Origin of the sequence: Streptomyces sp. NPDC047049 (genome assembly GCF_040643995.1) — a bacterium.
Classification (GTDB): Bacteria; Actinomycetota; Actinomycetes; order Streptomycetales; family Streptomycetaceae; genus Streptomyces; species Streptomyces mooreae.
This window is the reverse complement of sequence record NZ_JBEYVM010000004.1, coordinates 343,167-367,548: the sequence shown is the minus strand read 5'-3', so window position 1 is coordinate 367,548 and position 24,382 is coordinate 343,167. Positions and strand designations below refer to the sequence as shown.

The window sequence follows — 24,382 nt, the reverse complement described above, 5'->3', positions numbered from 1 at the left end:
ACGCCGCCTGCCGGCCGCTCACGGGGCGGTGGCGGCGGTCGGCGGACGACGGGAGATCTGCAGCAGCGCCGGTTCGGTCCGGTCCCCCGCGGCCTCCCACCGCACCGAGGTCACCTCGGGCGCGAAGCAGGACACGGCGGCCTCGACGGCCTGCTGGGCCTGCCGGTTCGTGCTCGGACAGCCGCAGCCTCCGCCGTCACCGGCGCGCAGTCGCAGCTCCCCGCTCTCCGCGTCGAACTCCGCGACATCGGCGGGGTGTTGACGGCGGACGCTGTCGAGCGCGCGGCCGATGCGTGCCGCGGTGTCCTCGGGGTGCAGGTCGTGCAGCACGAGCAGGCTGGTCACCAGGTCATCGCTCAGCAGCGCCGCCCGGGGGCCGCCGCCGTCCGTCCCGCCGCCCACCAGGTGCATGATCCGGGCGAGTCCCGCGCCGTAGAAGTCCATCAGGAGCCGGACCAGTTCCTCGGCGGCGGCGCTCGCCTCGCGGTCGCGCCCGGCGAGGTGGTCCAGCACTTCTTCGACGCGCCGTCCGGTCGTCTCGGCGTTCGGCACGGCACTTGGGGGCGCGGCGCCCTGGGGAACGCCCGCTTCGGGGGCGGCGGCCGGCGCCGCGGTGGCCCGGGCGCTCATCCCGACAATCCGCTCAGGCCGGTGGGCACATGCATCTTCTGTACGGACTTGCCGTCCCCGACGTACATGTGGACGCCGCAGGGCAGACACGGGTCGAAGCTGCGCACCGTGCGCATGATGTCGATGCCCTTGAAGTTCTCCGGGGAGTTCTCCTCGAAGATCGGGGTGTTCTGCACCGCGTCCTCGTACGGGCCCGGGGTGCCGTAGGTGTCGCGGGTGCTGGCGTTCCACGGGGTGGGCGGGTACGGGTGGTAGTTGGCGATCTTGCCGTCCCGGATGACCATGTGGTGCGAGAGCACGCCCCGCACCGCCTCGGTGAAGCCGCAGCCGATGGACTCGTCGGGCACCTCGAACTTCTCCCAGGTCTGGGTGCGTCCGGCCCGGACCTCTTCGAGTCCCTGCTCGGCGAAGTGCAGTGCCATGGCCGCCGTGTAGGCCTGGAAGTAGGTGCGGGCGCGGTTACGCTCCAGCGCGTTGCTCCACTTGGGGATCTTCCATTCGAAGCGGGCCTCGGGCCTGGTCATGCTGCGCGGCAGGTCGATGGTGACGCTGTGGCCGGTGGCCTTGACGTAGGGGGTGTCGACGAGCCCGGACAGCGCGGTGGACCACAGCCGGGCGATCGGGCCGCCGCCGGTGTCCAGCGCCAGATGCTCCTTGCCGTCGAACCAGCGCGGGGACATCACCCAGCTGTACTTGTCGTTGAAGTCCCGCTTCTGCGGCGCGGGGATGGTGTGCTGGTTCCACGGGTGGCGCGGGTCGACGGGGTTGCCGAGCGGGTCGTGGGTGACGAACAGCTCCTGGCCTGCCCAGTCCTGGTAGTAGGAGCTGCCCAGCAGGATCCGGATGCCGAGGTTGATCTCGGTGAGGTCGTTGGTGACCAGCTTGCCGTCGACGATGATGCCGGGGGTGACGAACATCTTCCGCCCCCAGTCCGTCATGTTGCGATAGGTGAAGTCGCAGTGGTCGGGGTCGTTGAGCGCTCCCCAGCAGCCCAGCAGCACCCGCCGCCGGCCGACTTCCTCGTATCCGGGCAGCGCCTCGTAGAAGAAGTCGAACAGGTCGTCGTGGAGCGGGACGACCCGCTTCATGAACTCGACGTAGCGCATCAGCCGGCTGAGGTAGTCGGTGAAGAGCTGGACGCTGGCGAGGGTGCCGACACCGCCCGGGTAGAGCGTGGAGGGGTGCACATGGCGGCCCTCCATGAGGCAGAACATCTCCCGGGTGTAGCGGCTGACCTGCAGCGCCTCGCGGTAGAACTCGCCCTCCAGGGGGTTGAGGGAGCTCATGATGTCGGCGATGGTGCGGTAGCCGTGCTCGGCCGCGTGCGGGGCCTCGGTGCGCTGGGCGAGTTCCCAGACGCCGGGGTTGGTCTCGCGGACCATCTTTTCGCAGTAGTCGACCCCGACCAGGTTCTCCTGGAAGATGTTGTGGTCGAACATGTACTCGGCGGACTCGCCGAGGTTGATGATCCACTCCCCCAGGTGCGGGGGCTTCACCCCGTAGGCCATGTTCTGCGTGTAGACGGAGCACGTGGCGTGGTTGTCGCCGCAGATACCGCAGATCCGGCTGGTGATGAAGTGCGCGTCCCGTGGGTCCTTGCCCCGCATGAAGACGCTGTAGCCACGGAAGACGGAGGAGGTGCTGTAGCACTCCGCCACCCGCTTCTGCTTGAAGTCGATCTTCGTGTGGATGCCGAGGCTGCCCACGATCCGGGTGATCGGATCCCAGGACATCTCCGTCAGACCGCTGCCGTCACCGGCCGCCTTTGTCTTCGGTGCCATCGTGAGTGCCGTGCCCTTTCGTTGCGCGCGGAAGTGAGGTCGGACGGAGGCCCGGAAGGAGCCGGACGGCTACGGGCGGGGTGCGTTCACCACGGTTTGCGGTAGCCGGTGGTCAGTTGGTCGCCGCGATGCCGCCACTTGGGCTCGTGGTCGACGGTCTTGGCCGTGATGCCGCGCAGCCGGCGGACGACGCTGCCGTACGCGGCGCTCGCGGTGCTGGAAACCTTGCCGCCGGGCGGCTCGTCCATGAACGGCATGAACTTGTCGGGGAAGCCGGGCATCGTGCAGGCGATGCAGATACCGCCGACGTTCGGACAGCCGCCGATGCCGTCCATCCAGCCCCGCTTGGGCACGTTGCATTTGACCACGGGACCCCAGCATCCGAGCTTCACCGAGCACTTGGGCGAGTCGTAGGTGGTCGCGAACTGGCCCTGCTCGTAGAAACCGGCCCGGTCGCAGCCCTCGTGCACGGTCGCGCCGAAGAGCCAGGTGGGGCGCAGCTGGTCGTCCAGCGGGATCATCGGGGCCGAGCCCACCGCCTGGTAGAGCAGGTAGGTCAGCGTCTCGGAGAAGTTGTCCGGCTGGATCGGGCAGCCTGGCACACAGACGATCGGGATCCCGGCCTTGGAGGTCCAGTCCCAGCCCAGGTAGTCGGGCACGCCCATGGCTCCGGTCGGGTTGCCCGCCATCGCGTGGATACCGCCGTACGTGGCGCAGGTGCCGATGGCGACCACGGCGAGCGCCTTGGGGGCGAGCCGGTCGATCCACTCACTGGTGGTGATCGGCTGACCGGTCTCGGGGTCGTCACCGAAACCGCACCAGTAGCCTTCCGGCTTGATGGATTCGTTGGGGATGGACCCCTCGATGACCAGCACGAACGGGTCGATCTCGCCGCGTTCACCCTTGAAGAACCACTCGATGAAAGTGTCCGCGCCCTGGACCGGGCCGCATTCGAAGTCGATCAGTGGCCAGTGGACGGCGATCTTGGGAAGCCCCGGCAGCACACTGAGCGCGATCTCCTCAATGCTCGGCTGGGTCGCCGCGGTCAGCGACACGGAGTCGCCGTCGCAACTCAGGCCGGCGTTGATCCAGAGAATGTGGATCGGGGACTCGTCCTCGGCGGACGGCTTTCCGTTCGCAGCGGCCTGGGCGGCCACGCTCGAAGCTGCAGACATGGGGATGGCTCCTCGGCAGATATGCAACGAAAGCACTCATTCAAGGCTTCCATCCACCTTGGTAACACCGATCCGGAGCGCCGGGGCGGTCACCAGGGGCCATTGCGGTGACGCTCCCCGGACCCCCTTCCGCGGCTACCCGAGCCCCCTCCCCGCCGCGGAACGCCGGGAGCCAGGTGACCGCGCTCGCGGCCGCCCGGCTCCCGTGTCCCCGTACAGCGGGTCAGCCCAGTCCCCCGGCCTCCACCGCGGTCACCTCGAATCGTCCGCCGCAGACCCGCAGACCGGCACTGCCCGTGGTCATCGGCTCCTTGGATCCGGGCGGGTAGACGAAGACGAGCTGCGAGCGGTCCCAGCACGGGGTGTCCGAGACGCCCTCGTTGAGGGTGTGCAGCAGGACGTGTGCGCTCTGACCCGGCTGGAGCCGCACGGCGCCGCCGGAGCCGCCCCCGCGGGTGGCGGGCTTGCCGACGGCCGAACCGTCCCGCTTGATCAGCGAGACCCCGGGGTAGCCGCGCAGCGAACAGGCCTTCTTGCCCTTGTTCGTGAAGACGAGCGGGTAGCGGATGTTGCCCGCGCCGATGTCGGAGGCGCCCAGGCGCAGCGACATCTGGTCGGCGGTGCAACGGTCCGACGCCGTCATGGCGGAGGCCTGGGACTGTGCGGCGCTCGGGGCCTTGCCCGTCGGCTTGCCGCCGGGGGAGGTCTCCTTCGCCGAGGAGGCCGAGGGCCCCTGACCGTTTGACTGCGGCCCTGCCCCGGTCGGCTTGCTGCCGCCGGCCGACTGCGAGCCGTCACCGCTCTGCTGGTCGTGGGACGTGACGGGCGCGGCGTTCGACGAGGGGCGCGAGGTGGCGTCGGGCCCACTCTGGCAGGCGGTGAGCCCCAGCGCCGCGACGGCGATCAGCGATCCCGCGGCGACACGCCGGCCGCGGCCGAGTGTCTTGAAGGTGAGCGACATAAGTGTCCCCCTCGTCTGGTAGGTGCGAGCTCTCGTCGTAGGTGCGTACGGTCCGGCCCATGCTCCTGCCAGCGTGGCCTCGGGCACTGCCGGTCCGCTAACGAGGCACTAACACACCACTAACGAGCCGGGGCGCTCGGCACGCCGGTCCCCCCGGGAATCGGTGTGACCAGCCGGTATCCGGGGCGTGTCGCACAGAATCGCAGAGAATTCCCGACTTGCGGATACGCCACCGCCAGGTTCGGCCGTTCCTTCGATCGAGATCACCGGCCCCATGGGCCCCGGCAGGCTCAGCGGCCCCATGCCAATGTCTACGAGGTCCGCGCCATGGCCCGGCCACCCGGCCTTCGTGGACGCGGACATCGCGCTGCACGCGGCGGCGGTCGAGGCCGCTGGACCGGTGACCTGCGCCGCGCGGCCCGCGAACGGCGCCTGCCGATTACCGCCGAGCCCCCGGCATTGGACAGGATGGGCGGCATGACCGAGATCCGCACCCCCCGCCTCATCCTCCGCCGCTGGACCGACGACGACCTCGCCCCCATGGCGGACATCAACACGGACCCGTTGGTCATGCGCTGGATCGGCGACGGCTCCGTCCTGAGCCTGGAGCAGACCGCCGAGGAGATCGAACGGTGGGAGGAGGAGTGGGACGACGAGGGCTTCGGCCTCTTCGCCGTCGAATTGCTCGCCTCGGGCGAACTCGCCGGATGCGTCGGTCTGTCCGTGCCCGGATTCCTTCCGGAGGCGGCGCACGAGGTGGCGATCAGCTGGCGCTTCGGACGGCAGTACTGGGGCCAGGGCTATGCCTCCGAAGCCGCCCAGGCGGTGCTGGAGTTCGCCCTCCAGGACCGCGGCCTGGACCGTGTCATCGCCGTCAACCGGCTCGGCCACGAGGCCTCGGACAACGTCCTGCGCAAGCTCGGTATGTCCTTCGAGCGGGAGGCGACACATCCGGAGTACGGCCATGCGCTGACGGTGTACAGCATTGATCTCACGGAGTACCAGGCCTGAGCGGGGCCTGGCGCGGGGCGGCCCAAGAGTCGGGCGGGGCCGCCCACGCTCCGTGCACCGTACGCCTGGGTCAGCGGGTGGCCGCCGACGGCTGGGCGAGGTCCAGGTCGAGGATCTCGTGGGCGCCGCCGGCGAGGGATATCGGGACGGCGTGCGGCGGGAAACCGGCTGCCGTGAGGGTGTAGTGAGCGCCGCTCAGCTCGGAGAAGGCAAAGGCGCCGTCCGGTCCGGTGACGGTGTGCCCCGCGACGGCGCCGTCCTCGACGAGGGTCACGGCGGCATCGGCGAGCGGCCGGCCGTTCGGGCCCCGTACCGTGCCACGGACGGTGGCGGTCGGCTGCAGGCGGGCGTCCTGCCGTTCCGGCTCGCCACCGGAGAGTTCGACGGCACGGGCCTGCGGCTGGTGGCCGGGGGCGCTCAGCACCAGGGTGTACGGGCCGGGCGGCACAGGGGCGAGGTCCCAGCTCCCGTCGGTGCCGGAGGTCGTACGGGTCACCACGTCGCCACCGGCATCGGTGAGGACGATGCCTCCGCCCGCCAGCGGGGCACCATCGGGGCCAGGCCCCCCGAGCAGCACACCGCCCAGCCGGCCGGTGCCCGCGAGGATCAGATCGACCCGGGCGGACACGTCCCCGCCTTGGTACATGGCCGAGGCGGCATACGGGGTGTGGCCGGGCGCGGCACCCGTGAGGACGTAGGTGCCCACCGCGGGTGCCGCGAGCGCATAGCGCCCGTCGGCGCCGGCCGTGGTGACACCGGCCTGCCGCCCCTGGCGGTCGATCAGGGTGATGCTCGCACCCGGTATCGAGGTACCGGAGGTGTCCAGGACCCGGCCGGAGAAGCCGGAGGGGGACCCGGTCGTCCCGTTCGCGGTCGTCCCGTTCGTGGTCGTCCCGGTTGCGGTCGGCACGGCCGCCCCGTCCCGTGCGTCCGGTACGGCCGCATCGGCGATCTCGGCGCCGGCACCGGCCACGCCCGCGGCACCACTGTCACCGCTGTCACCGCTGATGCCGCTGATGCCGTTGTCACTGCCGATGCCACCGTCACCGCCGTCCGTGCTCTGCGCGACCAGGGTCGGCCGGGACGCCTGGCGCGCCGAGGGCAGGAAGGCGGCCAGGACGGCACCGACGATCACGGCGGCCGTGGCGATCAGGAAGGAGACCCGGAACCCGGCCATCGTCGGCACCGTGGCCGGCCCCATCCGCTGGGACATATGGGCCAGCACCATGCCGATCACGGCGCTGGACACCGAGGTGCCGATCGAGCGCATCAGGGTGTTCAGACCGTTGGCCGCGCCGGTCTCGGAGGGGTCGACGGCGCCGATGATCAGTGCGGGCAGCGAGGAGTACGCCAGGCCGATGCCGGCGCCGAGGACCACCGCGATGATGACGGTCTGCCAGGGGGCCGTCATCAGGCCGAGACCCGCGCCGTAGCCGATCGCGATGACCAGCATGCCGATCAGCAGCGAGACCTTGGGGCCGCGCCGGGCGGCGATCCGCGCGTACAGCGGGGCGACGAGCATCATCGTCAGGCCCAGCGGCGCCATGCACAGGCCGGCCACCACCATGGACTGGCCGAGGCCGTAGCCGGTCGACTCGGGCAGCTGCAGCAACTGCGGGAGCACCAGGGAGACCGCGTAGAAGGCCACCCCGACGGTGATCGAGGCGAGGTTGGTCAGCAGGACCTCGCGGCGGGCGGTGGTCCGCAGATCGACCAGGGGGTCGGCGATGCGCAGCTCCATCACGCCCCACAGCACCAGGATCAGGGCCGCGATGCCGAACAGACCGAGGGTGGTGGGCGAACCCCAGCCCCAGTCGCTGCCCTTGGTGATGGGCAGCAGCAGGGCGACCAGACCGGCCGACAGCCCGAGGGCGCCGGCCACGTCGAAGCGTCCCGGGGCACGCACCGCGCTCTCCGGGACGGTCAGGAAAGTGAGCAGCATCGACAGCGCACCGAGACCGGCGGCGCCGAAGAACAGGGCGTGCCAGTCGGCGTGTTGGGCCACCAGGGCCGCGACCGGCAGTGCGAGCCCGCCGCCCACACCGATCGACGAGCTCATCAGGCCCATGGCCGAGCCGAGCCGTTCGCGCGGCAGCTCGTCGCGCATGATGCCGATGCCGAGCGGAATGGCGCCCATCGCGAAGCCCTGCAGCGCCCGGCCCACGATCATGACGAGCGGATCACTGGTGAATCCGCAGATCAATGAGCCGACGACCATGACGGCGAGACTGGTCAGCAGCATCCGCCGCTTGCCGTAGAGGTCACCGAGGCGCCCCATGATGGGCGTCGAGACAGCACCCGCGAGGAGAGTGGCCGTCATCACCCATGTGGCGTTGCTGGGAGCCGTGTTGAGCAACACCGGCAGGTCCTTGATGACCGGCACCAGCAGCGTCTGCATGACCGCGACCACGATGCCGGAGAAGGCCAGGACCGGGACGATGGCACCGCGGGCTCTGCGGTGCCCGGTCGTGGCCGCGTCGGGCACCGGGGGCTCGGCAGCGCTGCCCGCCGCCCTTCCGGGGAGCTGGTCCGTCGTCATCTGGGTCATGCGGGCGGCCTCCAGGGCGGCAGAGGTGAGCTTCGGTGGAAGTGGGGTGGGCACGGGTCGTGAGAGCGGCGGAGCAGGGGTGAGCCGCAGCGTTCGAGGTGTGGGGCGCCCCCGGACATCGGCACGATCAGGCCACGGATACGTGCATGCCGAACGTTTTATTGCGGCGGTCTATTCCGCGACAGTGGCCGCCTTCGCTCCCCGGCGGCCGTGATCTGCCTCACTCCGCCCCGCTCCAGACTCCCCCTCGCCCCGTTCATCGGGCCTCCCCCGGACTCGTTCTCGACGCGCGGACTCCGCTGAACCCGCCGAGCCCCAGTGAACAGCACACCACTGACAATCCCGTCCGGCGGAAACCTCCGAAGGCCGCCGCCCGGCCGCCCGCCCACCGCTCCCCGCACACTCGTCCGCCTGTGACGAGAGGCGCCGTGGGAGCCCCCACGACGCCTCTGACCTGCACCGTTTATGCACGACACGCACACAGCTCAGCACTCAACACCGCATACGCGGTATGTTTTCGCCCCCGCCCGCGCCGGGCACTCCACGCCGCCCGGCCGCCGCGAGCCGCCCGGCCCGAGGCAGCGGAGTCAGCTCACCGCGGCATCGATCCCGGCATCCGCCGGCGCCTTCCCCTGCAGGGCGGCATCGAGTTGTGCACCGCGCTCAGAATCCAGCTTGAGTTTGGTGAGGACGGCCGGAACCGCGACGCTCGGGAGGGTGTGCTCGAAGAAGACGGTCAGCCGCTGGCTGAGATCGGCCCGGTTGGTGAAGGCCTGGGACATCATCTGCAGCCCGGCGAAGGCGCCGACGTACAGCTCCGCGGTCTCCCGCACGACGATGCTCTCCATCACTTCACCGCGGTCCTTCGCCTCGTTCAGCAGCCCCTCCACGAACACGCTCCACGAGAGCATCGACTGCTTGCGGTCGAGGTGGTTGGAGCCCTGTTCGACCGCCAGCCGCGCCGCCCCGCGCTGGATCGGGTCACTGCGCAGCCGGTACGCCAGCACCTGGCCCGCGTCGACGAACTCCTGCAACTTGATCTTCTGCGGCTCGACGGCGATGTCCAGTACGTGCTCATCGAGAACCGCGAGCGCCAACTGCTCCTTGGAGGCGAAGTGGAAGTACAAGGCGCCTTTGGTGACGCCTGCACGGTCGAGGACTGCGGCGATGGTCGCGCGGTCGTAGCCGAGGTCGTCAAAGACCGCGGCGGCCGCCTCCAAAATCAGTCGCCGGGTCCGGATCGCGCGGTCCTGTTGCGCCACAGGACGCCTCCTGTCTCTCGTGTTTTCCATGTTCGCATCAGTTAGCTACCGCTCAATTCCCCCCTGGGTCAGCCGCTTGCCGCAATTCGACACCCGGCGTTGAAAACAAAACCGGATGGTACGTATCTTATCAGCGATGCACCTCTTCCCGTAGAGACGCCTGGGGGCACTCATGAGCGACACGATGCACGTCAGCGGCACGGTTCAGCCCAGGGCTCCACATCAGACGCACGCGAAGGGGAATCACCGCGCGGCCGCCGGAGACCGCCACGACCCTTGCGTCCCCCGGGAGTTCGTTCACCGGCCCATTGTCGACGACATTCTGGTCACCTCATGGCGCCGACTGGACGACTCCCACTTCGCGCTGACCGCCCGATGGCCGCACGACCACGGGTACTTCACTCCGGTGCACGGCCGCCACCACCTCATCCTCACCGGCGAGACCATCCGCCAGGCGGGGCTGCTCCTGTGCCACACCGAACTCGGCGTACCGGTCGGCCACCACTTCATCCTCGGCAACCTGGTCTACACAACCCACCCCGAACACCTGGCCGTTGGCGGCGGACCCACCCGGCTGACGATCGATGTCACCTGCAGCCGGATGCGCCTGCGGGGCGGCACGCTGTCCAGCGGCCACTTCACCATGACCATCCGCAAGGCGGGCCGGATCGTCGCGACGGGCTATTCCGATGTCGCCGTCGCCTCCCCTGCCGTCTACCGCCGGATCCGCGGCGAACGCGTGGCCGCACGCCGCACCCTGGGCCCGCCGCCCGCCCCCGTCCCGCACCAGCTCACGGGCAGCGCCATGGACAGCGATGTCCTGCTGTCCCCGGCCGACAGGTCCAGCGGATGGGAACTGCGCATCGCGCCCGGCCATGGCGCGATGGTGAATCCGGCGAATGACCACATCCCGGGAATGCTCCTGCTCGACGCCGCACAGCAGGCCGCCCGGGCGCTGACCGCACCTCAGGTCTTCGTGCCGTACGCCTTCGGCACCGAATTCCACCGCTACGCCGAGCACGGCATCCCCTGCAGCATCGTGGCCCGGCACGTCCCCTCCGCGCTCCCCTCCACCACGACGGTCCAGGTCACCGGCTCCCAGGAGGGCAAGCCGGTCTTCGTCTCCACCCTGACCGCGCTGGACGCCCAGCGTTGAGCGCACACCGCACGAGGCACAGCACTCTCGGCAGGGTCTCCCCACCTCATGAACCACTGGACCGCGCGACCTGGGATGCCGTCCGCCGCGAGTGGTAACGGCTCTTGAGGCACGGACATCGGACTCCCCTGCTGTCCCACCAGCAAGTAATCGGCGGCAGCGTGCCACCACACGTGAACGGAAGGCCAAGAACGATCATGGGTGACCTCAAGGGGAAGACCGCACTGGTGACGGGCTCCAGCCGCGGCATCGGCCGGGGCATCGCCCAGCGCCTCGCGGAGGACGGTGCGCTGATCGCCGTCCACTACGGCAGCAATGACATCGCGGCCGAGGAAACGGTCGACCACATCACGCGGGCGGGCGGCCGGGCATTCATGGTCGGCGCGGAACTGGGAGTTCCCGGGGACGCCGAAGCCCTCTTCGCCGCCTTCGACGCCGAACTCGCCGCCTCCGGTACGGAGCCCGGCCTCGACATTCTCGTCAACAACGCAGCTCAGAACTTCCCCGGGCGCCTGGACGCGGTCACCCACGAGGAGTTCGACCGCACCCTCGCAGTCAACGTCAGGGCCCCGTTCTTCCTCATCCAGCACGGTCTGCGACGGATGCGGGACGGCGGACGCATCATCAACATCTCGTCGGCGGTGACCAGCACGGCCCACCCGACACAGATCGCCTACAGCATCTCCAAGGGCGCCCTGGAAACGCTCACCCGCACCCTCGCCAAGGACGTCGGCGCGCGCGGGATCACGGTGAACACCATCGCACCCGGCTGGGTCGAGACCGATGTGACGGCGGAGCGGCGGGCGACGCCGGAGGGGCGGGCCGCAATGGCGGCCTACTCCGTGTTCAACCGCATCGGCCGCCCCTCCGACATCGCGGACGTCGCCGCGTTCCTGGCGTCGGACGCGTCCCGCTGGATCACCGGCCAGCGCTTCGACGTCACGGGCGGCTCGATGCTCTGACCCTCGTCCGTGCGTCCCTGCCGCTGCTCGACGAGGATGCGATTGCGGTGCGGCCCGCCTCCGGTACGGCGGACTCAGCCGGCGTCCGGCCCGGCCCCCTCGATGCCGAGGAGCTGCCGCTTGCGTACGGGCCCGCCCGCGTATCCCGACAGCGAGCCGTCGGCGGCGATCACTCGGTGGCAGGGCCGGACGACGAGCAGCGGATTCGCGCCGATCGCCGTACCGACGGCGCGCACCGCTCCCCGCGCCGCACCGATCCCGGCCGCGATGGCCCCGTACGTGGTCGTGGTCCCGTACGGGACGGCCTCCAGGGCCCGCCACACGCGCCGCTGGAAGTCCGTGCCCCGGGTGTCGGCGAAGGTGAGGGCGAAGCGGGTCAGCTCCCCGTCGAAGTAGGCGCGGAGCTGACGGGCGATCTCGGCGAAAGCGTCCGGGGCATGCGTCCAGCCGTCCTGGAGGGTCGCGCCGCCCTTCTGGCCGGGCACGCTGAGCGAGGCGAGCGCGGTGCCGCCGGGTGCGGCGGCTGATTCCTCGCCGGCCAGCAGGAGTTCACCCAGTGGGCTGTCGAGGGTGGTGTAGAGCGTCATGGTCCGGTGCTTTCCGTGGTGGAGGGGCGGGGGTGCGCCGGTCCGGCGACCGGCACGTTCCAGAAGTGGTGCAGGGCGTACGAGCGCCAGGGGCGCCAGGCGTCCGACCGGGCGGCCAGGCCGTCCGTGGGGGCCCCGGCCCGGCGCATTCCGGCCACTACGGCCGTATCGCCGGTGAGCAGCACATCGGGGTCCCCGAGGGCGCGCATCCGGATGTAGCCCGCGGTCCACGGGCCGATGCCGCGCAGGCCGAGCAGCGCCCGTTCGGCTTCGTCCCGGTCGGCCCCGGCGTCCAGTGTGACGGTGCCGTCGGCGAGCGCGGCCCCGAGGGTGCGCAGGGCCGTCCGACGCGACCCGGGCATGCCGATCTCGGCGAGCGATGCCTCCGCCAGATCGGCGGCGCGGGGGAAGAGGTGGGTGAGTGCACCGGACGGCTCCGGCAGCGGTTCGCCGTACGCGGCGACCAGCGCGCCGCCGAGAGCCCGCCCGGCCGCGACCGAGACCTGCTGGCCGAGCACGGCGCGGACCGCCAGCTCGTCCGGGGCGGCGGCCCCCGGGGAGCGCAGCCCGGGATGGCGGTCCACCAGCCCGGCCAGGACGGGGTCTTCACCCAGCCGCTCGGCGACCGCGTACGGATCCGCGTCCAGGTCGAAGAGGCGGCGCACCCGCTGCCCCGCGGTGGTGAGATCGCGCAGTTCGGTGAGGCGCAGCCGGCAGTCCAGCCAGCCGTCTCCGGTCGCCTCGTCGACCTCGGCGATACCGGTGCCGTGCGGCAGCCGCAGGGTGCGCCGGTAGGTGCGGGCCCCGGGCTCGCCGCTGACCTCCTCGATACCGGCGATCGCGCGCCGCTGGAGGTGGTCGAAGACCTGCCGCGTCGCGTACGGGCCCCGGAAGGCCAGCCGCAGCGGCAGCACCCCGGGCGTACCGTACGACCCCGGCGGGGCGCCGCGGACCGCTTTCCCGGCGCGGCCGGCCCGCAGCTCGCCCGGTGTGAGCGCGTAGATCTCCTTGATGGTGTCGTTGAACTGGCGCACGCTGGCGAACCCGGCGGCGAACGCGATCTCGGCGGCCCGCAGGCCGGTGGTCTGCAGCAGGACCCGCGCGGTGTGGGCGCGCTGTGCCCGCGCGAGCGCCACGGGGCCGGCGCCGAGCTCGGCGTTCAGCTGCCGCTGCACCTGCCGGGCGCTGTACCCGAGCCGGGCCGCCAGCCCGGTGACCCCTTCCCGGTCCACCACACCGTCGCCGATCAGCCGCATCGCCCGCCCGACGACATCGGCGCGGGCATCCCACTCGGCGGAGCCGGGCACCGCATCGGGGCGGCAGCGGCGGCACGCCCGGAAGCCCGAGCCCTGGGCGGCCGCGGCGGTGGGGAAGAAGGCGACGTTGCGCCGTCGGGGCGTGGTGGCGGGACAGCTCGGGCGGCAGTAGATCCCGGTCGTGGACACCGCGAAGAAGAAGGCGCCGTCGAATCTGGCGTCCCGGCTGCGCACCGCCTCGTACCTGCTGTCCTCGCTCATCACAGGTCCACTGTGCCGCAGGCCGGGCGGTGGTGCTGGCGGAAATCGGACGGCGTGCTCGATCCCGGCGAAGGCGTCTCGCGCCGGTCCTTCCCCGGTCTTCCCCCACTCTTCGCCCCGGTCAGGCCGGTGGCATCGGCCAGTCGTCCAGCGAGCCGCCGCGCCATTCGACGAGCCGGGGGTCGTCCAGCGCAATGTCCTCGGCCGGACCGGCGACACCCGCGCGGCGCAGGAATTCGGCGACATCGCCGCGGCCGTGGGCCAGGCCCACGATCTGCCCACGTACGGTCACCCGTCGGCCGCCCGAGGGGGTCGGCGGGTGCACGATGACAGGCGGATGCTCGGACATGCATCCAGCGTGCGCCGGGCTCTGTGGTCGCGCACTTCGGCAGCCGCCATGAGCAGCAATCCTTGTCCCTGCAAGCACTCACCAGCCGGCCGGTGGCCGGGGCCGCGCGGAGACCGCTCCCAGCGCCCCGCAACCGGCCTCCGCGACGGAATCATGAGGCCGACCGTGAACAACCCCCTGGACTCAGCCGAGTTCTCCCGGGACCCGTATCCGCTGCTCGCCGCCCTGCGGGCGCGCGGCCCGGTACAGCGGGTACGTACGGACAGCGGCCGTACGACCTGGGTCGTCACCGGCTGGGCGGAGGCCAGGGCGGCGCTGGCGGACGCCCGGCTGTCGAAGGACACCGCCCGCTATTTCGCCGACCGGCCCGGCAGCCGCCGGCTGGCCCCCGCCGTCAGCCGCACCATGCTCGCCACGGACCCGCCGGACCACGGCCGGCTGCGGAGGCTGGCGATGAAGGCGTTCACTCCGGCGGCCGTGGCACGGCTGGAGCCCCGTATCCGTGCGATCGCGGAGGAGCTGGCCGACGCACTGGCCGCGCGCGGGCCGGCGGACCTCGTCGAGGGGTTCGCCGAGCCACTGCCGATCACGGTGATCAGCGAGCTGCTGGGGGTGCCGGGGCCGGACCGCGCGGCGGTCCGGCGCTGGTCCCACGACCTGTTCGCCGCGGCGGACCCGGGCGCCGTGGACCGCGCCTCGCACGCCCTCAGCGACTACATGACGCGGCTGATCGCGGCCCGGCGCGAACACCTGGGGGACGACGTCCTCAGCGGCCTGATCGCCGCCCGGGACGAGGCCGACCGGCTGTCCGAAGCCGAACTCGTCTCCCTGGCCGTGCTGTTGGTGGTCGCGGGGCACGAGACCACCACCCATCTCATCGGCAACGGCATGGTGGCGTTGCTCCAGGACGACGCGCTCCGCTCCCGTCTCCGGGCCGATCCGGGTCTGCTCCCCGCCGCGGTCGAGGAATTCCTGCGCCACGACTCCCCGATCACGCTCGCGACCTTCCGCTTCGCCACCGAAACCTTCGACCTCGGCGGCGCCCGGATCAGCGCGGGAGAGGTGGTGCTGGTCTCCCCCGGAGCCGCCAATCGCGATCCCGCACGGTTCGTCGCGCCGGACGAGGTACGCCTCGACCGTCACCGCCGTACGGAGCGAACGGAGCGAACGGAGCCGGCGGAGGCAGCGGAGTCAACGGAGTCAACGGACGGACGGGACACGGACGCTCCCGCCCCTCCGGACCGTCCCCGGCGCCCCCGCTCCCCGGAGGGAGTCCCGGGCCCCGACCGCCCCGGCGGTCATCTCTCGTTCGGACACGGCCCGCACCACTGCCTCGGTGCGCCGCTGGCCCGCCTCGAGGCCCGCATCGCCTTCGAGGTGCTGCTGACGCGTTTCCCGGGAATCCGGCCGGCGGTGGAGAGTTGGGACGCGCTGGAGTGGCGTCACACCCGCCTGATGCACGGGCCGGCCGGCCTCCCGGTGGTCCTCGGCCCGTGACGGCGGACCGGCGCCGTGACCGCCCTGCGGCAGTCACGGCGCCGCCGGTCATGACACCGGTGCGCGGCGGGCGGTGTCAGACCTTGAGCTGCTTGCGTCGTACCTTGTGCTGCTTGCGTCAGACCTTGAGCGGCTTGATCGCGGTGGGCGCATGGCCCGGCTCGGTGGCGATGTCCTCCCACTCCTGGACACTGGCGATGTCGCTGCCGCTCATCGAGATGTTGGTGATCCGCTCGAGGATCGCCTCGACCACGACCGGGACGCGGTGCTCGGCGGCCAGCTTCTTGGCCTCCTCGAAGGCGGTGCCCAACTCGCTCGGGTCGGTGACGCGGAGGGCCTTGCAGCCCAGGCCCTCGACGACCTTGACGTGGTCCACGCCGTAGACGCCCAGCTCGGGGGCGTTGATGTTCTCGAACTCCAGGTTGACCTGGAAGTTGATGTCGAGGTTGCGCTGGGCCTGGCGGATCAGGCCCAGGTACGCGTTGTTCACCAGGACATGCACGTAGGGGATCCGGTGCTGGGCGCCGACGGCCAGCTCTTCGAGCATGAACTGGAAGTCGTAGTCGCCGGAGAGGGCGACGACCGGCGTCTCGGGGTCGGCGGTGGCCACGCCCAGCGCGGCCGGGATGGTCCAGCCGAGCGGGCCAGCCTGGCCGCAGTTGATCCAGTGGCGCGGCTTGTAGACGTGCAGCATCTGCGCACCGGCGATCTGGGAGAGGCCGATGGTGGTGACGTAGCGGGTCTCCGGGCCGAAGGCCTTGTTCATCTCCTCGTAGACGCGCTGCGGCTTCATCGGGATGTCGTCGAAGTGCGTACGGCGCTGCAACCGGGCCTTGCGCACCTGGGTGGCGGCGGCCCAGTCGGAGCGGTCGGGCAGCGCGCCCGCTTCCTTGAGTTCGCGCGCGACCTCGACGAACAGCTCCAGCGCGGCCTTGGCGTCCGAGGCGATGCCGTAGTCCGGGGCGAAGATCTTGCCGATCTGGGTCGGCTCGATGTCGACGTGGACGAACGTCCGGCCCTGGGTGTAGACGTCGAGCTTGCCGGTGTGGCGGTTGGCCCAGCGATTGCCGATCCCCAGGACGAAGTCGGACTCCAGGAAGTTCGCGTTGCCGTAGCGGTGCGAGGTCTGCAGGCCGACCATCCCGGCGTTGAGCTCGTGGTCGTCGGCGAGGATTCCCCAGCCCATCAGGGTGGGGACGACCGGGATGCCGGTCAGTTCGGCGAACTCGACCAGCAGCTCGGAGGCGTCGGCGTTGATGATGCCGCCACCGGCGACGATCAGCGGCCGCTGCGACTCGCCCAGGAGCGCGAGGGCCTTCTCGACCTGGGCGCGGGTCGCGGCCGGCTTGAAGGGCGGCAGCGGCTCGTACGTCTCGGGGTCGAAGTCGATCTCCGTCAGCTGCACATCGATCGGCAGGTCGATCAGGACCGGGCCGGGCCGCCCGGAGCGCATCAGGTGGAAGGCCTGCTGGAAGACACCCGGGACCTGCGCGGCCTCCATGACCGTGGTGGCGGCCTTGGTGACCGGGGCGGCGATCGCGGCGATGTCGACGGCCTGGAAGTCCTCCTTCTGGATCACCGCGGTCGGCGCCTGGCCGGTGATGCACAGGATCGGGATCGAGTCACCGGTCGCGGAGTAGAGGCCGGTGATCATGTCCGTGCCGGCCGGGCCGGAGGTGCCGATGCAGACGCCGATGTTGCCCGGGTGGGTGCGGGTGTACCCCTCGGCCATGTGCGAGGCGCCCTCGACATGGCGGGCCAGCGTGTGGTCGATCCCGCCGGCGCCCTTGAGCGCCGCGTAGAAGGGGTTGATCGCGGCACCCGGCACTCCGAAGGCGTGGCTCACGCCCTCCCGCTTGAGGATCTCCACCGCGGCACGAGCGGCTGTCATTCGAGGCATCGAGTACTCCTGCGTCGACCTGTCACGGGCAAGCTCCAGCGAAGAGCCGGAGGAACGTAATTCCGCATCATGGAATCAATGTTTTGCTTTATGGAAGGAAAGTAGAGCGCGGCGACCCACCCGTCAAGAGGAGGCCGGGCCTCCGGCGCGGGGGCCGGCAGCAGGCTCAGGCGGGGCGGGTGCACGGTGACGCACCACGGAGGCACGGGCAGCCACCACGGGCGGCGGACGGGAGGCAAGGGGCAGCCCATACGGCCGGCGGCCGTACGACGCGACACGGCGGAGCCCCACCACAACTCCCTTGCGGTGGGGCTCCCTTACCGGAGGCAGTGATTACCACTTACGGCAACCAGCCCATTGTTCGCGTCCTCAGGCGCCGTCATTCGGCGAGGGGAACGGCCGCGGCACCGGGAAGCAATGCGCCGTTACCCGCCGAGAGCTGCGGCGAGGTTATGGGTTTCGCCAACTCAAGACATGACACTCGCCCGCCGCCGGCTACGACGCCGACATCCGCACCGACGATGACAAACCGCCCCTCACCCGCTGGTTGAAGGTTGCATGAGCACTTTTCGGCGCCCCGCGGCAGGCCCTCCGCAAACATCGGCCCCCGGTCATGCGCGCCGCATGCCGCCTGGGCGCACCCGGGCTCCTGCCGCACCCCGGCGCCCCCTCGGCGCACCGCCGACGCATCCCCGCTTGCCCCCGGCCACCCCGAGCGGTCCCCCGGCATCTCCCGTAACCGCATTTTGACGCCCGGAAGAAACGGCACGCGAAAAGCCCCGCCCGAAACCGGACGGGGCCCGCACACAAAACAACTCCGCGCGCGGCATGGCACGCACACCTCAGCGGATCGGCATTCCCGAAACCGTCCGGGCGATCACCAGCCGCTGGATTTCACTGGTGCCCTCGAAAATCGTGTAAATGGCTGCGTCGCGATGCATCCGCTCGACCGGGTATTCGCGGGTGAAACCGTTGCCGCCGAGGATCTGTACGGCCTGGGCGGTGACCTTTTTGGCGACCTCGCTGGCAAAGAGCTTGGACATGGAACCCTCGGCGGAGGTGAACGGCTTACCGGTCACCGCCATCCAGGAGGCGCGCCAGACCAGCAGGCGGGCGGCGTCGATCTGGGTGCGCATATCGGCGAGCTGGAAGGCCACGCCCTGGTTGTCGATGATCGGGCGGCCGAACTGGGAGCGGGTCTTGGCGTACTCCAGCGCCTCTTCGTAGGCCGCACGGGCGGTACCGACCGCCATCGCGCCGACGGCCGGGCGGGAGGCCTCGAAGGTGGCCATGGCGGCGTTCTTCAGGCGCTCGCCACCACTCCTGGCCTTCTCCCGGGCACGGGCGAGACGTTCGTCCAGCTTCTCCTTGCCGCCGAGCAGGCAGTGGCCGGGGACCCGGACGTCCTCCAGGACGACCTCGGCGGTGTGCGAGGCGCGGATGCCGTGCTTCTTGAACTTCTGCCCCTGGGAGAGGCCGGGGGTGGCCGGGGGAACGATGAAGGACGCATGCCCCTTGGAGCCGAGGCCGGGGTCGACGGCCGCGACGACGACATGGACGTTGGCGATGCCTCCGTTGGTGGCCCACGTCTTGGTGCCGTTGAGCACCCACTCGTCCTTGGCCTCGTCGTAGACCGCGCGGGTGCGCATCGCGGCGACGTCCGAGCCGGCATCCGGTTCCGACGAGCAGAAGGCCGCGACCTTCACGTCGTCGACGTCGCCGTACATCTGCGGGATCCAGGTGCCGATCTGCTCCTCGGTGCCGTTCGCGAGCACCCCGACGGCAGCGAGTCCGGTGCCCACGATCGACAGGCCGATGCCGGCGTCCCCCCAGAACAGCTCCTCCATGGACATGGGGATACCGAGACCGGTGGGGTCGAAGAATTGCTGGGCGTAGAAGTCCAGCGAGTACAGACCGATCTTGGCGGCTTCCTGGATGACCGGCCAGGGGGTCTCCTCGCGCTCGTCCCATTCGGCGGCGGCGGGGCGCATGACGTCCGCGGCGAAGCCGTGAACCCAGTCACGGACTTCCTTCTGCTCGTCGTTGAGCTCCATGGTGAACTCGGCCATGTCCCCTCCACTGCTGCCTGGCATTACTGTTGTTACTAGCGGTAACCCGCAGTGTGTTACTCGCCAGTAGGAGATGTCAACTCCCCTGAGAACGAATTCGCCGTGGAGATCGGGTGTTACGTTGCGCGAGCGCCACGGATTCACAAGGGTGGGGAGCACGACCATGGAAAGCACCGAGCACAGCGGCCGCCAGCAGACGGCGACCGAGCGCAGACGGCGGGAGCTGCTGGAGGCCGCCGAGCGCATTGTGCTGCGCGACGGCCCGGACGCGTCGATGAACGCCATCGCCGCCGAGGCCGGCATCACCAAGCCGATCCTCTACCGGCACTTCGGCGACAAGGGCGGTCTGTACCGCGCCCTCGCCGTACGGCACACCGACGCCTTGCTGGCCAATCTGGCGACCGCGCTGGACGCACCCGTCCTGCGCCGGGACCGGGTCGAGGCCACCCTCGACGCCTACCTGCTCGCGATCGAGGCCCGGCCGCAGGTGTACCGCTTCCTGATGCACCCGTCGGACGAGGACAACGCGTCGGAGTCCGGCTTCGACGTCGGACGGCACTCCGCACCACTGCTGCGCCGGCTCGGCGAGGAGCTGGCCAAGGTGATCACCGACCGGCTCGACCTGGGACCGGGCGGCGAGCTGCGGGCACGCGTGTGGGGCCACGGCATCGTCGGCATGATGCACGGGGCGGGCGACTGGTGGCTGCGCGAACGCCCTTGTTCACGCGAGCAGTTGGTCACCCAGCTGGCCGATCTGCTCTGGGGCCGGCTGGCCGCGGTCGAGGACCGCGAGGGCGGCCCCGGCTTCTGAGCCCGGCTTGTGCGCCCCGGCTCTTGAGCGCCGGAGGGTGAGACGAGGGAGGCGCCCGGCCGTTCAGCGGCCGGGCGCCGCCGTCGCGGCCCACGGGGCCCTGGCCGCCGCGCGCAGCGCCCGGCGGCGGCGCAGCCCGGTGAGGTGGTCGACGTACAGCCTGCCGTCGAGGTGGTCGCACTCGTGCTGGAGGCAGCGGGCGAAGAAGCCGGTGCCGGTCACGGTCCTGGGCTCACCGGTGACGTCGAACCCGGTCACCACGGTGTGGTCGTGGCGCGGGGTGCCGGCCTCGATGCCGGGCACCGAGAGACAGCCCTCGGGCCCGCGGATGACCGGGCCGTCGGTCTCGACGAGCCGGGGGTTGACGAGGTGCCCGAGATGGCGGCGGTCCTCGTCGTCGGGGCAGTCGTAGACGAAGACCCGCAGCGGGACGCCGATCTGATTGGCGGCGAGGCCCACACCGTGTGCGGCGTACATCGTCGCGTACATGTCCTCGACCAGCCGGGCCAGCTCGCCGTCGAAGGCGGTGACCTCCCGGCAGGGTGCGGTCAGGGCCGGATCGCCGAGCAGGCGCAGGGGGCGGATCCGGCCGGAGGAGCCGGGGATGGTGCGGTCGGGCATGGGGTAAGCGTACGGTCCGGCGCGCCCGGGATGTCGCCGGACGGGTGGCGGGGTTCGGGCCCGGGGCCGGATCTCGATAGGCTGATCCCCGACCGAAGCCTCGGCCGGTCATCGGCTGCGGAGGAAGCGTTCCACCGGCAGCCTCAGGGCAGGCGGGCGCCGGATGCAAGGAGGATCAAGGACGATGGCAGGCAACACGGAGCCGCTGTCGCCGCGGGCCAAGCTGGCCGTGACGGCGGGCAAGGCCGCGGCGGCGGTGTCGCGCGCGGCGGGCCGCGGCAGCGGATCGGTGATCGGTGGCCGGGTGGCGCTCAAGCTCGACCCCGACCTGCTGGCGCGGCTGGCACGGCACTTGGACGTCATCCTGGTGTCGGCGACCAACGGCAAGACGACCACGACGCGACTGATCGCGGAGGCTCTGCGGGCCAGTGGGCCGGTGGTCTCCAACGCGCTCGGCGCCAACATGCCGGCGGGTATCACCTCCGCGCTGGCCGGTGGATCGGACGCCAAGTACGGCGTCATCGAGGTGGACGAGAAGTACCTCGCCGGTGTGGCACGCGATGTGACGCCGAAGGCCATAGCGCTGCTGAACCTCTCGCGCGACCAGCTCGACCGCGCCGCGGAGACCCGGATGCTGGCCGAGCACTGGCGGGAGGGCCTGGCCGGCTCCAAGGCCCTGATCATCGCCAACGCGGATGACCCGCTGATCGTCTGGGCGGCCTCGTCGTCCGCGAACGTGGTGTGGGTCGCGGCCGGGCAGGAGTGGAAGGACGACGCCTGGTCGTGCCCGTCCTGCGGTGGTGTGATGCAGCGGCCGAGCGATGACTGGTTCTGCGCGGAGTGCGGCTTCCGCCGTCCCACGCCCAGCTGGGCGCTCTCCGGCGATCATGTTCTGGACCCGCACGGCAGCGCCTGGCCGATCAAGCTGCAGCTGCCGGGGCGCGCCAACAAGGCGAACGCCACCACGTCCGCCGCAGTCGCCGCCGCCTTCGGGGTGCCGCCGCAGGTGGCCCTGGAGCGGATGTTCTCGGTGCAGGCGGTGGCCGGGCGCTATGACGTGGTCACGTTCATGGAGCGGGAGCTGCGGCTGCTGCTGGCGAAGAACCCGGCCGGCTGGCTGGAGACGTTCTCGCTGATCGACCCGCCGCCGACCCCGGTGATCATGTCGGTGAACGCCCGCGGTGCGGACGGCACGGACACCTCCTGGCTGTGGGACGTCGACTACACCCGGCTCGCCGGGCACCCGATCTTCGTACTCGGCGACCGCAAGCTGGACCTGGCGGTGCGCCTGGAGGTCGCGGGGCTGGACTTCCACGTGTGCGAAAGCCTCGACGAGGCGGTGGGGATGGCGCCGCCCGGACGGATCGAGGTCATCGCCAACTACACCGCCTTCCAGGACCTGCGCCGGCGCGTGGGCAACTGAATGCGGTGCACCGACGTGAGGGACAAGGACGAGCGAGCATGAGTGACAACAGCCTGCGCCTGGTGTGGATCTACCCGGACCTGCTGAGCACGTACGGCGACCAGGGCAACGCCCTGGTGGTGGAGCGGCGGGCGCGCCAGCGCGGCCTGGACGTCCAGCGCCTGGACGTACGGTCCGACCAGCAGATTCCCACCTCCGGCGACATCTACCTGATCGGCGGCGGCGAGGACCGGCCGCAGCGGCTGGCGTCCGAGCGGCTGATCCGCGACGGCGGGCTGAGCCGCGCGGTCTCCAACGGCGCGATCGTCTTCTCGGTCTGTGCCGGGTATCAGATCCTGGGCCATGAGTTCATCAACGACCTCGGGGAGCGCCAGGAGGGCCTGGGGCTGCTGGACGTGGTCAGCACCCGCGGCGAGGCCGAGCGCTGCGTCGGCGACGTACTCGCCGACATCGACCCGCAGTTGGGGCTGCCGCCGCTGACCGGCTTCGAGAACCACCAGGGCGTGACGCACCTGGGCAAGACCGCCCGGCCGTTCGCCAAGGTGCGGTTCGGCAAGGGCAACGGCGTCGGCGACGGCTACGAGGGCGCGTGGAACGACACCGTCTTCGGGACGTACATGCACGGCCCGGTGATGGCGCGCAATCCGCACATCGCCGACCTGCTGATCAAGCTGGCGCTGGACGTCAATGCGCTGCCGCCGGTCGAGGACCGCTGGTACGAGGCGCTGCGTCAGGAGCGGATCGCCGCGGCGACCCAGCCTGCCTGATACCGCTTCGTCCCCGTTCGGACGGTTCGCCGATATGTGACGCGTGCCGGAATTGAACCCTTTTCATGCGCCCGCAGTCCCGCACTGCGGGCGCACGTGTGCCCGGTGGCCCCGCGCTTGTAGGGTGAGCGGAATCCAACCGGACGACGGGGTCCGGGCCCCCGGTTGAGTTGCAGAGGGTTTTTCGAGCAATGCGTATTGGTGTACTCACCTCCGGCGGCGACTGCCCCGGTCTGAACGCCGTCATCCGCTCCGTCGTCCACCGCGCCACCGCCGATCACGGCGATGAGGTGATCGGCTTCCGTGACGGCTGGAAGGGCCTGCTGGAGGGCGATTACCGCAAGCTCGACCTCGACGCCGTCGGCGGCATCCTGGCGCGCGGCGGCACCATCCTGGGGTCCTCGCGAGTACAGCCCGCCCATCTGCGCGACGGCGTCGAGCGCGCCCGTGGCCACGTCGCCGACCTGGGCCTGGACGCGATCATCCCGATCGGCGGCGAGGGCACGCTGAAGGCGGCGCGTCTGCTGTCGGACGCCGGGCTGCCGATCGTCGGCGTACCGAAGACCATCGACAACGACATCGCCGTCACGGATGTCACGTTCGGCTTCGACACCGCGGTGGGGGTCGCCACCGAGGCGCTGGACCGGCTCAAGACCACCGCCGAGTCGCATCAGCGGGTGATGATCGTCGAGGTGATGGGGCGGCACACCGGCTGGATCGCGCTGCACTCCGGTATGGCGGCCGGTGCGCACGCGATCGTGGTGCCGGAGCGGCCGTTCGACATCGACGAGCTGACCGCGCGGGTCGCCGAGCGGTTCGAGGCCGGCAAGAAGTTCGCGATCGTGGTCGTCGCCGAGGGCGCCAAGCCGCGCGAGGGCACCATGTCCTTCGACATCGGCGGCAAGGACATCTACGGCCACGAGCGGTTCGCCGGTGTCGCCCGGCAGCTCTCCGTGGAGCTGGAGGACCGCCTCGGCAAGGAGGCCCGCCCGGTGATCCTCGGGCACGTCCAGCGCGGCGGCACTCCGACCGCGTACGACCGGGTGCTCGCCACCCGCTTCGGCTGGCACGCCGTCGAGGCCGCGCACCGTGGCGACTTCGGGATGATGACGGCGCTGCGCGGCACCGACATCACGCTGGTGCCGCTGGCCGAGGCCGTGGAGACGCTCAAGACGGTGCCCTCGGAGCGCTACGACGAGGCCGAGTGCGTGCTGTGACTGCGCTGATCTCAGCGCGATAGCTCCGTGCGGCACGAACCGCCCCCGGCCACGGGCACCGATATGCGGCCCTGCCGCGTGGTGTGGCCGGGGGCGGTTCTAGTCTTGTCGCCGGAGCATTGGTACGAATCAGGAGCG

The 24,382-nt window shown here is 70.8% G+C and carries 20 protein-coding genes; 8 read left to right on the top strand and 12 right to left on the bottom strand.

The features are described 5' to 3' along the window. Nucleotides 1-18: 18 nt before the first annotated feature. From ABZ851_RS13130 to ABZ851_RS13115, 4 genes are all read right to left on the bottom strand, one after another. A complete protein-coding gene (locus ABZ851_RS13130; protein WP_361125538.1) occupies nt 19-630 on the bottom strand; it encodes a hypothetical protein in 612 nt (203 codons plus the stop codon). Beyond that, complete coding sequence (locus ABZ851_RS13125; RefSeq protein ID WP_361125535.1) at nt 627-2,411, bottom strand: nickel-dependent hydrogenase large subunit; 1,785 nt, start codon at nt 2,409-2,411, stop codon at nt 627-629. Before ABZ851_RS13125 ends, ABZ851_RS13130 begins: the two co-directional genes overlap by 4 nt. 86 nt (nt 2,412-2,497) lie before the next feature. Next, a complete protein-coding gene (locus ABZ851_RS13120; RefSeq protein WP_361125533.1) occupies nt 2,498-3,586 on the bottom strand; it encodes a hydrogenase expression protein HypE in 1,089 nt (362 codons plus the stop codon). A 223-nt stretch (nt 3,587-3,809) separates the two neighbouring features. Then, a complete protein-coding gene (locus ABZ851_RS13115) occupies nt 3,810-4,547 on the bottom strand; it encodes a DUF4232 domain-containing protein (protein ID WP_361125530.1) in 738 nt (245 codons plus the stop codon). A 477-nt stretch (nt 4,548-5,024) separates the two neighbouring features. Here ABZ851_RS13115 and ABZ851_RS13110 point away from each other — a divergent pair, with 477 nt between their 5' ends. Next, on the top strand, nt 5,025-5,558 hold the full coding sequence (locus ABZ851_RS13110) for a GNAT family N-acetyltransferase (RefSeq protein ID WP_361125527.1): 534 nt from the start codon (nt 5,025-5,027) through the stop codon (nt 5,556-5,558). A 70-nt stretch (nt 5,559-5,628) separates the two neighbouring features. Here ABZ851_RS13110 and ABZ851_RS13105 read toward each other — a convergent pair whose 3' ends face one another. Beyond that, complete coding sequence (locus ABZ851_RS13105) at nt 5,629-8,106, bottom strand: MFS transporter (protein ID WP_361125524.1); 2,478 nt, start codon at nt 8,104-8,106, stop codon at nt 5,629-5,631. 587 nt (nt 8,107-8,693) lie between these two features. Beyond that, a complete protein-coding gene (locus ABZ851_RS13100; RefSeq protein WP_361125521.1) occupies nt 8,694-9,368 on the bottom strand; it encodes a ScbR family autoregulator-binding transcription factor in 675 nt (224 codons plus the stop codon). Nucleotides 9,369-9,540: 172 nt separating this feature from the next. Here ABZ851_RS13100 and ABZ851_RS13095 point away from each other — a divergent pair, with 172 nt between their 5' ends. Continuing rightward, nucleotides 9,541-10,524, top strand: coding sequence for a ScbA/BarX family gamma-butyrolactone biosynthesis protein (locus ABZ851_RS13095; protein ID WP_361125518.1), 984 nt, complete (start codon nt 9,541-9,543; stop codon nt 10,522-10,524). A gap of 197 nt (nt 10,525-10,721) precedes the next feature. Further along, nucleotides 10,722-11,486: an SDR family oxidoreductase gene (locus ABZ851_RS13090; protein ID WP_361125515.1), complete on the top strand. Its 765-nt coding sequence runs from the start codon at nt 10,722-10,724 to the stop codon at nt 11,484-11,486. Nucleotides 11,487-11,560: 74 nt separating this feature from the next. Here the strand turns inward: ABZ851_RS13090 and ABZ851_RS13085 are convergent, their stop codons facing one another. The 3 genes from ABZ851_RS13085 to ABZ851_RS13075 form a co-directional block, all read right to left on the bottom strand. Further along, nucleotides 11,561-12,073 (bottom strand): methylated-DNA--[protein]-cysteine S-methyltransferase, encoded by a 513-nt coding sequence (locus tag ABZ851_RS13085; protein WP_361125512.1) that lies wholly within the window; start codon nt 12,071-12,073, stop codon nt 11,561-11,563. Further along, nucleotides 12,070-13,590, bottom strand: coding sequence for an AlkA N-terminal domain-containing protein (locus ABZ851_RS13080; RefSeq protein WP_361125509.1), 1,521 nt, complete (start codon nt 13,588-13,590; stop codon nt 12,070-12,072). The genes ABZ851_RS13085 and ABZ851_RS13080 overlap by 4 nt, the downstream gene beginning before the upstream one ends. A 121-nt stretch (nt 13,591-13,711) precedes the next feature. Then, nucleotides 13,712-13,939, bottom strand: a complete 228-nt coding sequence (locus ABZ851_RS13075; RefSeq protein ID WP_086717821.1) for a hypothetical protein — start codon at nt 13,937-13,939, stop codon at nt 13,712-13,714. A 153-nt stretch (nt 13,940-14,092) separates the two neighbouring features. On the opposite strand from ABZ851_RS13075, the gene ABZ851_RS13070 reads away from it, so the two are divergent. Beyond that, nucleotides 14,093-15,436, top strand: a complete 1,344-nt coding sequence (locus tag ABZ851_RS13070) for a cytochrome P450 (protein ID WP_361125506.1) — start codon at nt 14,093-14,095, stop codon at nt 15,434-15,436. Nucleotides 15,437-15,554: 118 nt separating this feature from the next. Here ABZ851_RS13070 and gcl read toward each other — a convergent pair whose 3' ends face one another. Next, entirely contained in the window at nt 15,555-17,336 is a 1,782-nt protein-coding gene (gene gcl, locus ABZ851_RS13065) for a glyoxylate carboligase (protein ID WP_361125503.1), read from the bottom strand. A gap of 842 nt (nt 17,337-18,178) precedes the next feature. Next, nucleotides 18,179-19,405 carry an acyl-CoA dehydrogenase family protein gene (locus ABZ851_RS13060; RefSeq protein WP_336049679.1) on the bottom strand — a complete coding sequence of 409 codons (1,227 nt, stop codon included), beginning with the start codon at nt 19,403-19,405 and terminating at the stop codon, nt 18,179-18,181. A 163-nt stretch (nt 19,406-19,568) separates the two neighbouring features. Here ABZ851_RS13060 and ABZ851_RS13055 point away from each other — a divergent pair, with 163 nt between their 5' ends. Next, nucleotides 19,569-20,216, top strand: a complete 648-nt coding sequence (locus ABZ851_RS13055; RefSeq protein WP_088801482.1) for a TetR family transcriptional regulator — start codon at nt 19,569-19,571, stop codon at nt 20,214-20,216. A 63-nt stretch (nt 20,217-20,279) separates the two neighbouring features. Here the strand turns inward: ABZ851_RS13055 and def are convergent, their stop codons facing one another. Continuing rightward, entirely contained in the window at nt 20,280-20,837 is a 558-nt protein-coding gene (gene def / locus ABZ851_RS13050; RefSeq protein ID WP_361125498.1) for a peptide deformylase, read from the bottom strand. A gap of 184 nt (nt 20,838-21,021) precedes the next feature. Here def and ABZ851_RS13045 point away from each other — a divergent pair, with 184 nt between their 5' ends. The 3 genes from ABZ851_RS13045 to ABZ851_RS13035 all read left to right on the top strand — a co-directional run bounded on the left by ABZ851_RS13045 (nt 21,022) and on the right by ABZ851_RS13035 (nt 24,244). Further along, entirely contained in the window at nt 21,022-22,260 is a 1,239-nt protein-coding gene (locus ABZ851_RS13045) for a MurT ligase domain-containing protein (RefSeq protein WP_086716723.1), read from the top strand. Nucleotides 22,261-22,298: 38 nt separating this feature from the next. Next, complete coding sequence (locus ABZ851_RS13040; RefSeq protein ID WP_086716724.1) at nt 22,299-23,027, top strand: glutamine amidotransferase; 729 nt, start codon at nt 22,299-22,301, stop codon at nt 23,025-23,027. Between the two features lie 191 nt (nt 23,028-23,218). After that, entirely contained in the window at nt 23,219-24,244 is a 1,026-nt protein-coding gene (locus ABZ851_RS13035) for a 6-phosphofructokinase (RefSeq protein ID WP_361125494.1), read from the top strand. Nucleotides 24,245-24,382: the final 138 nt, after the last annotated feature.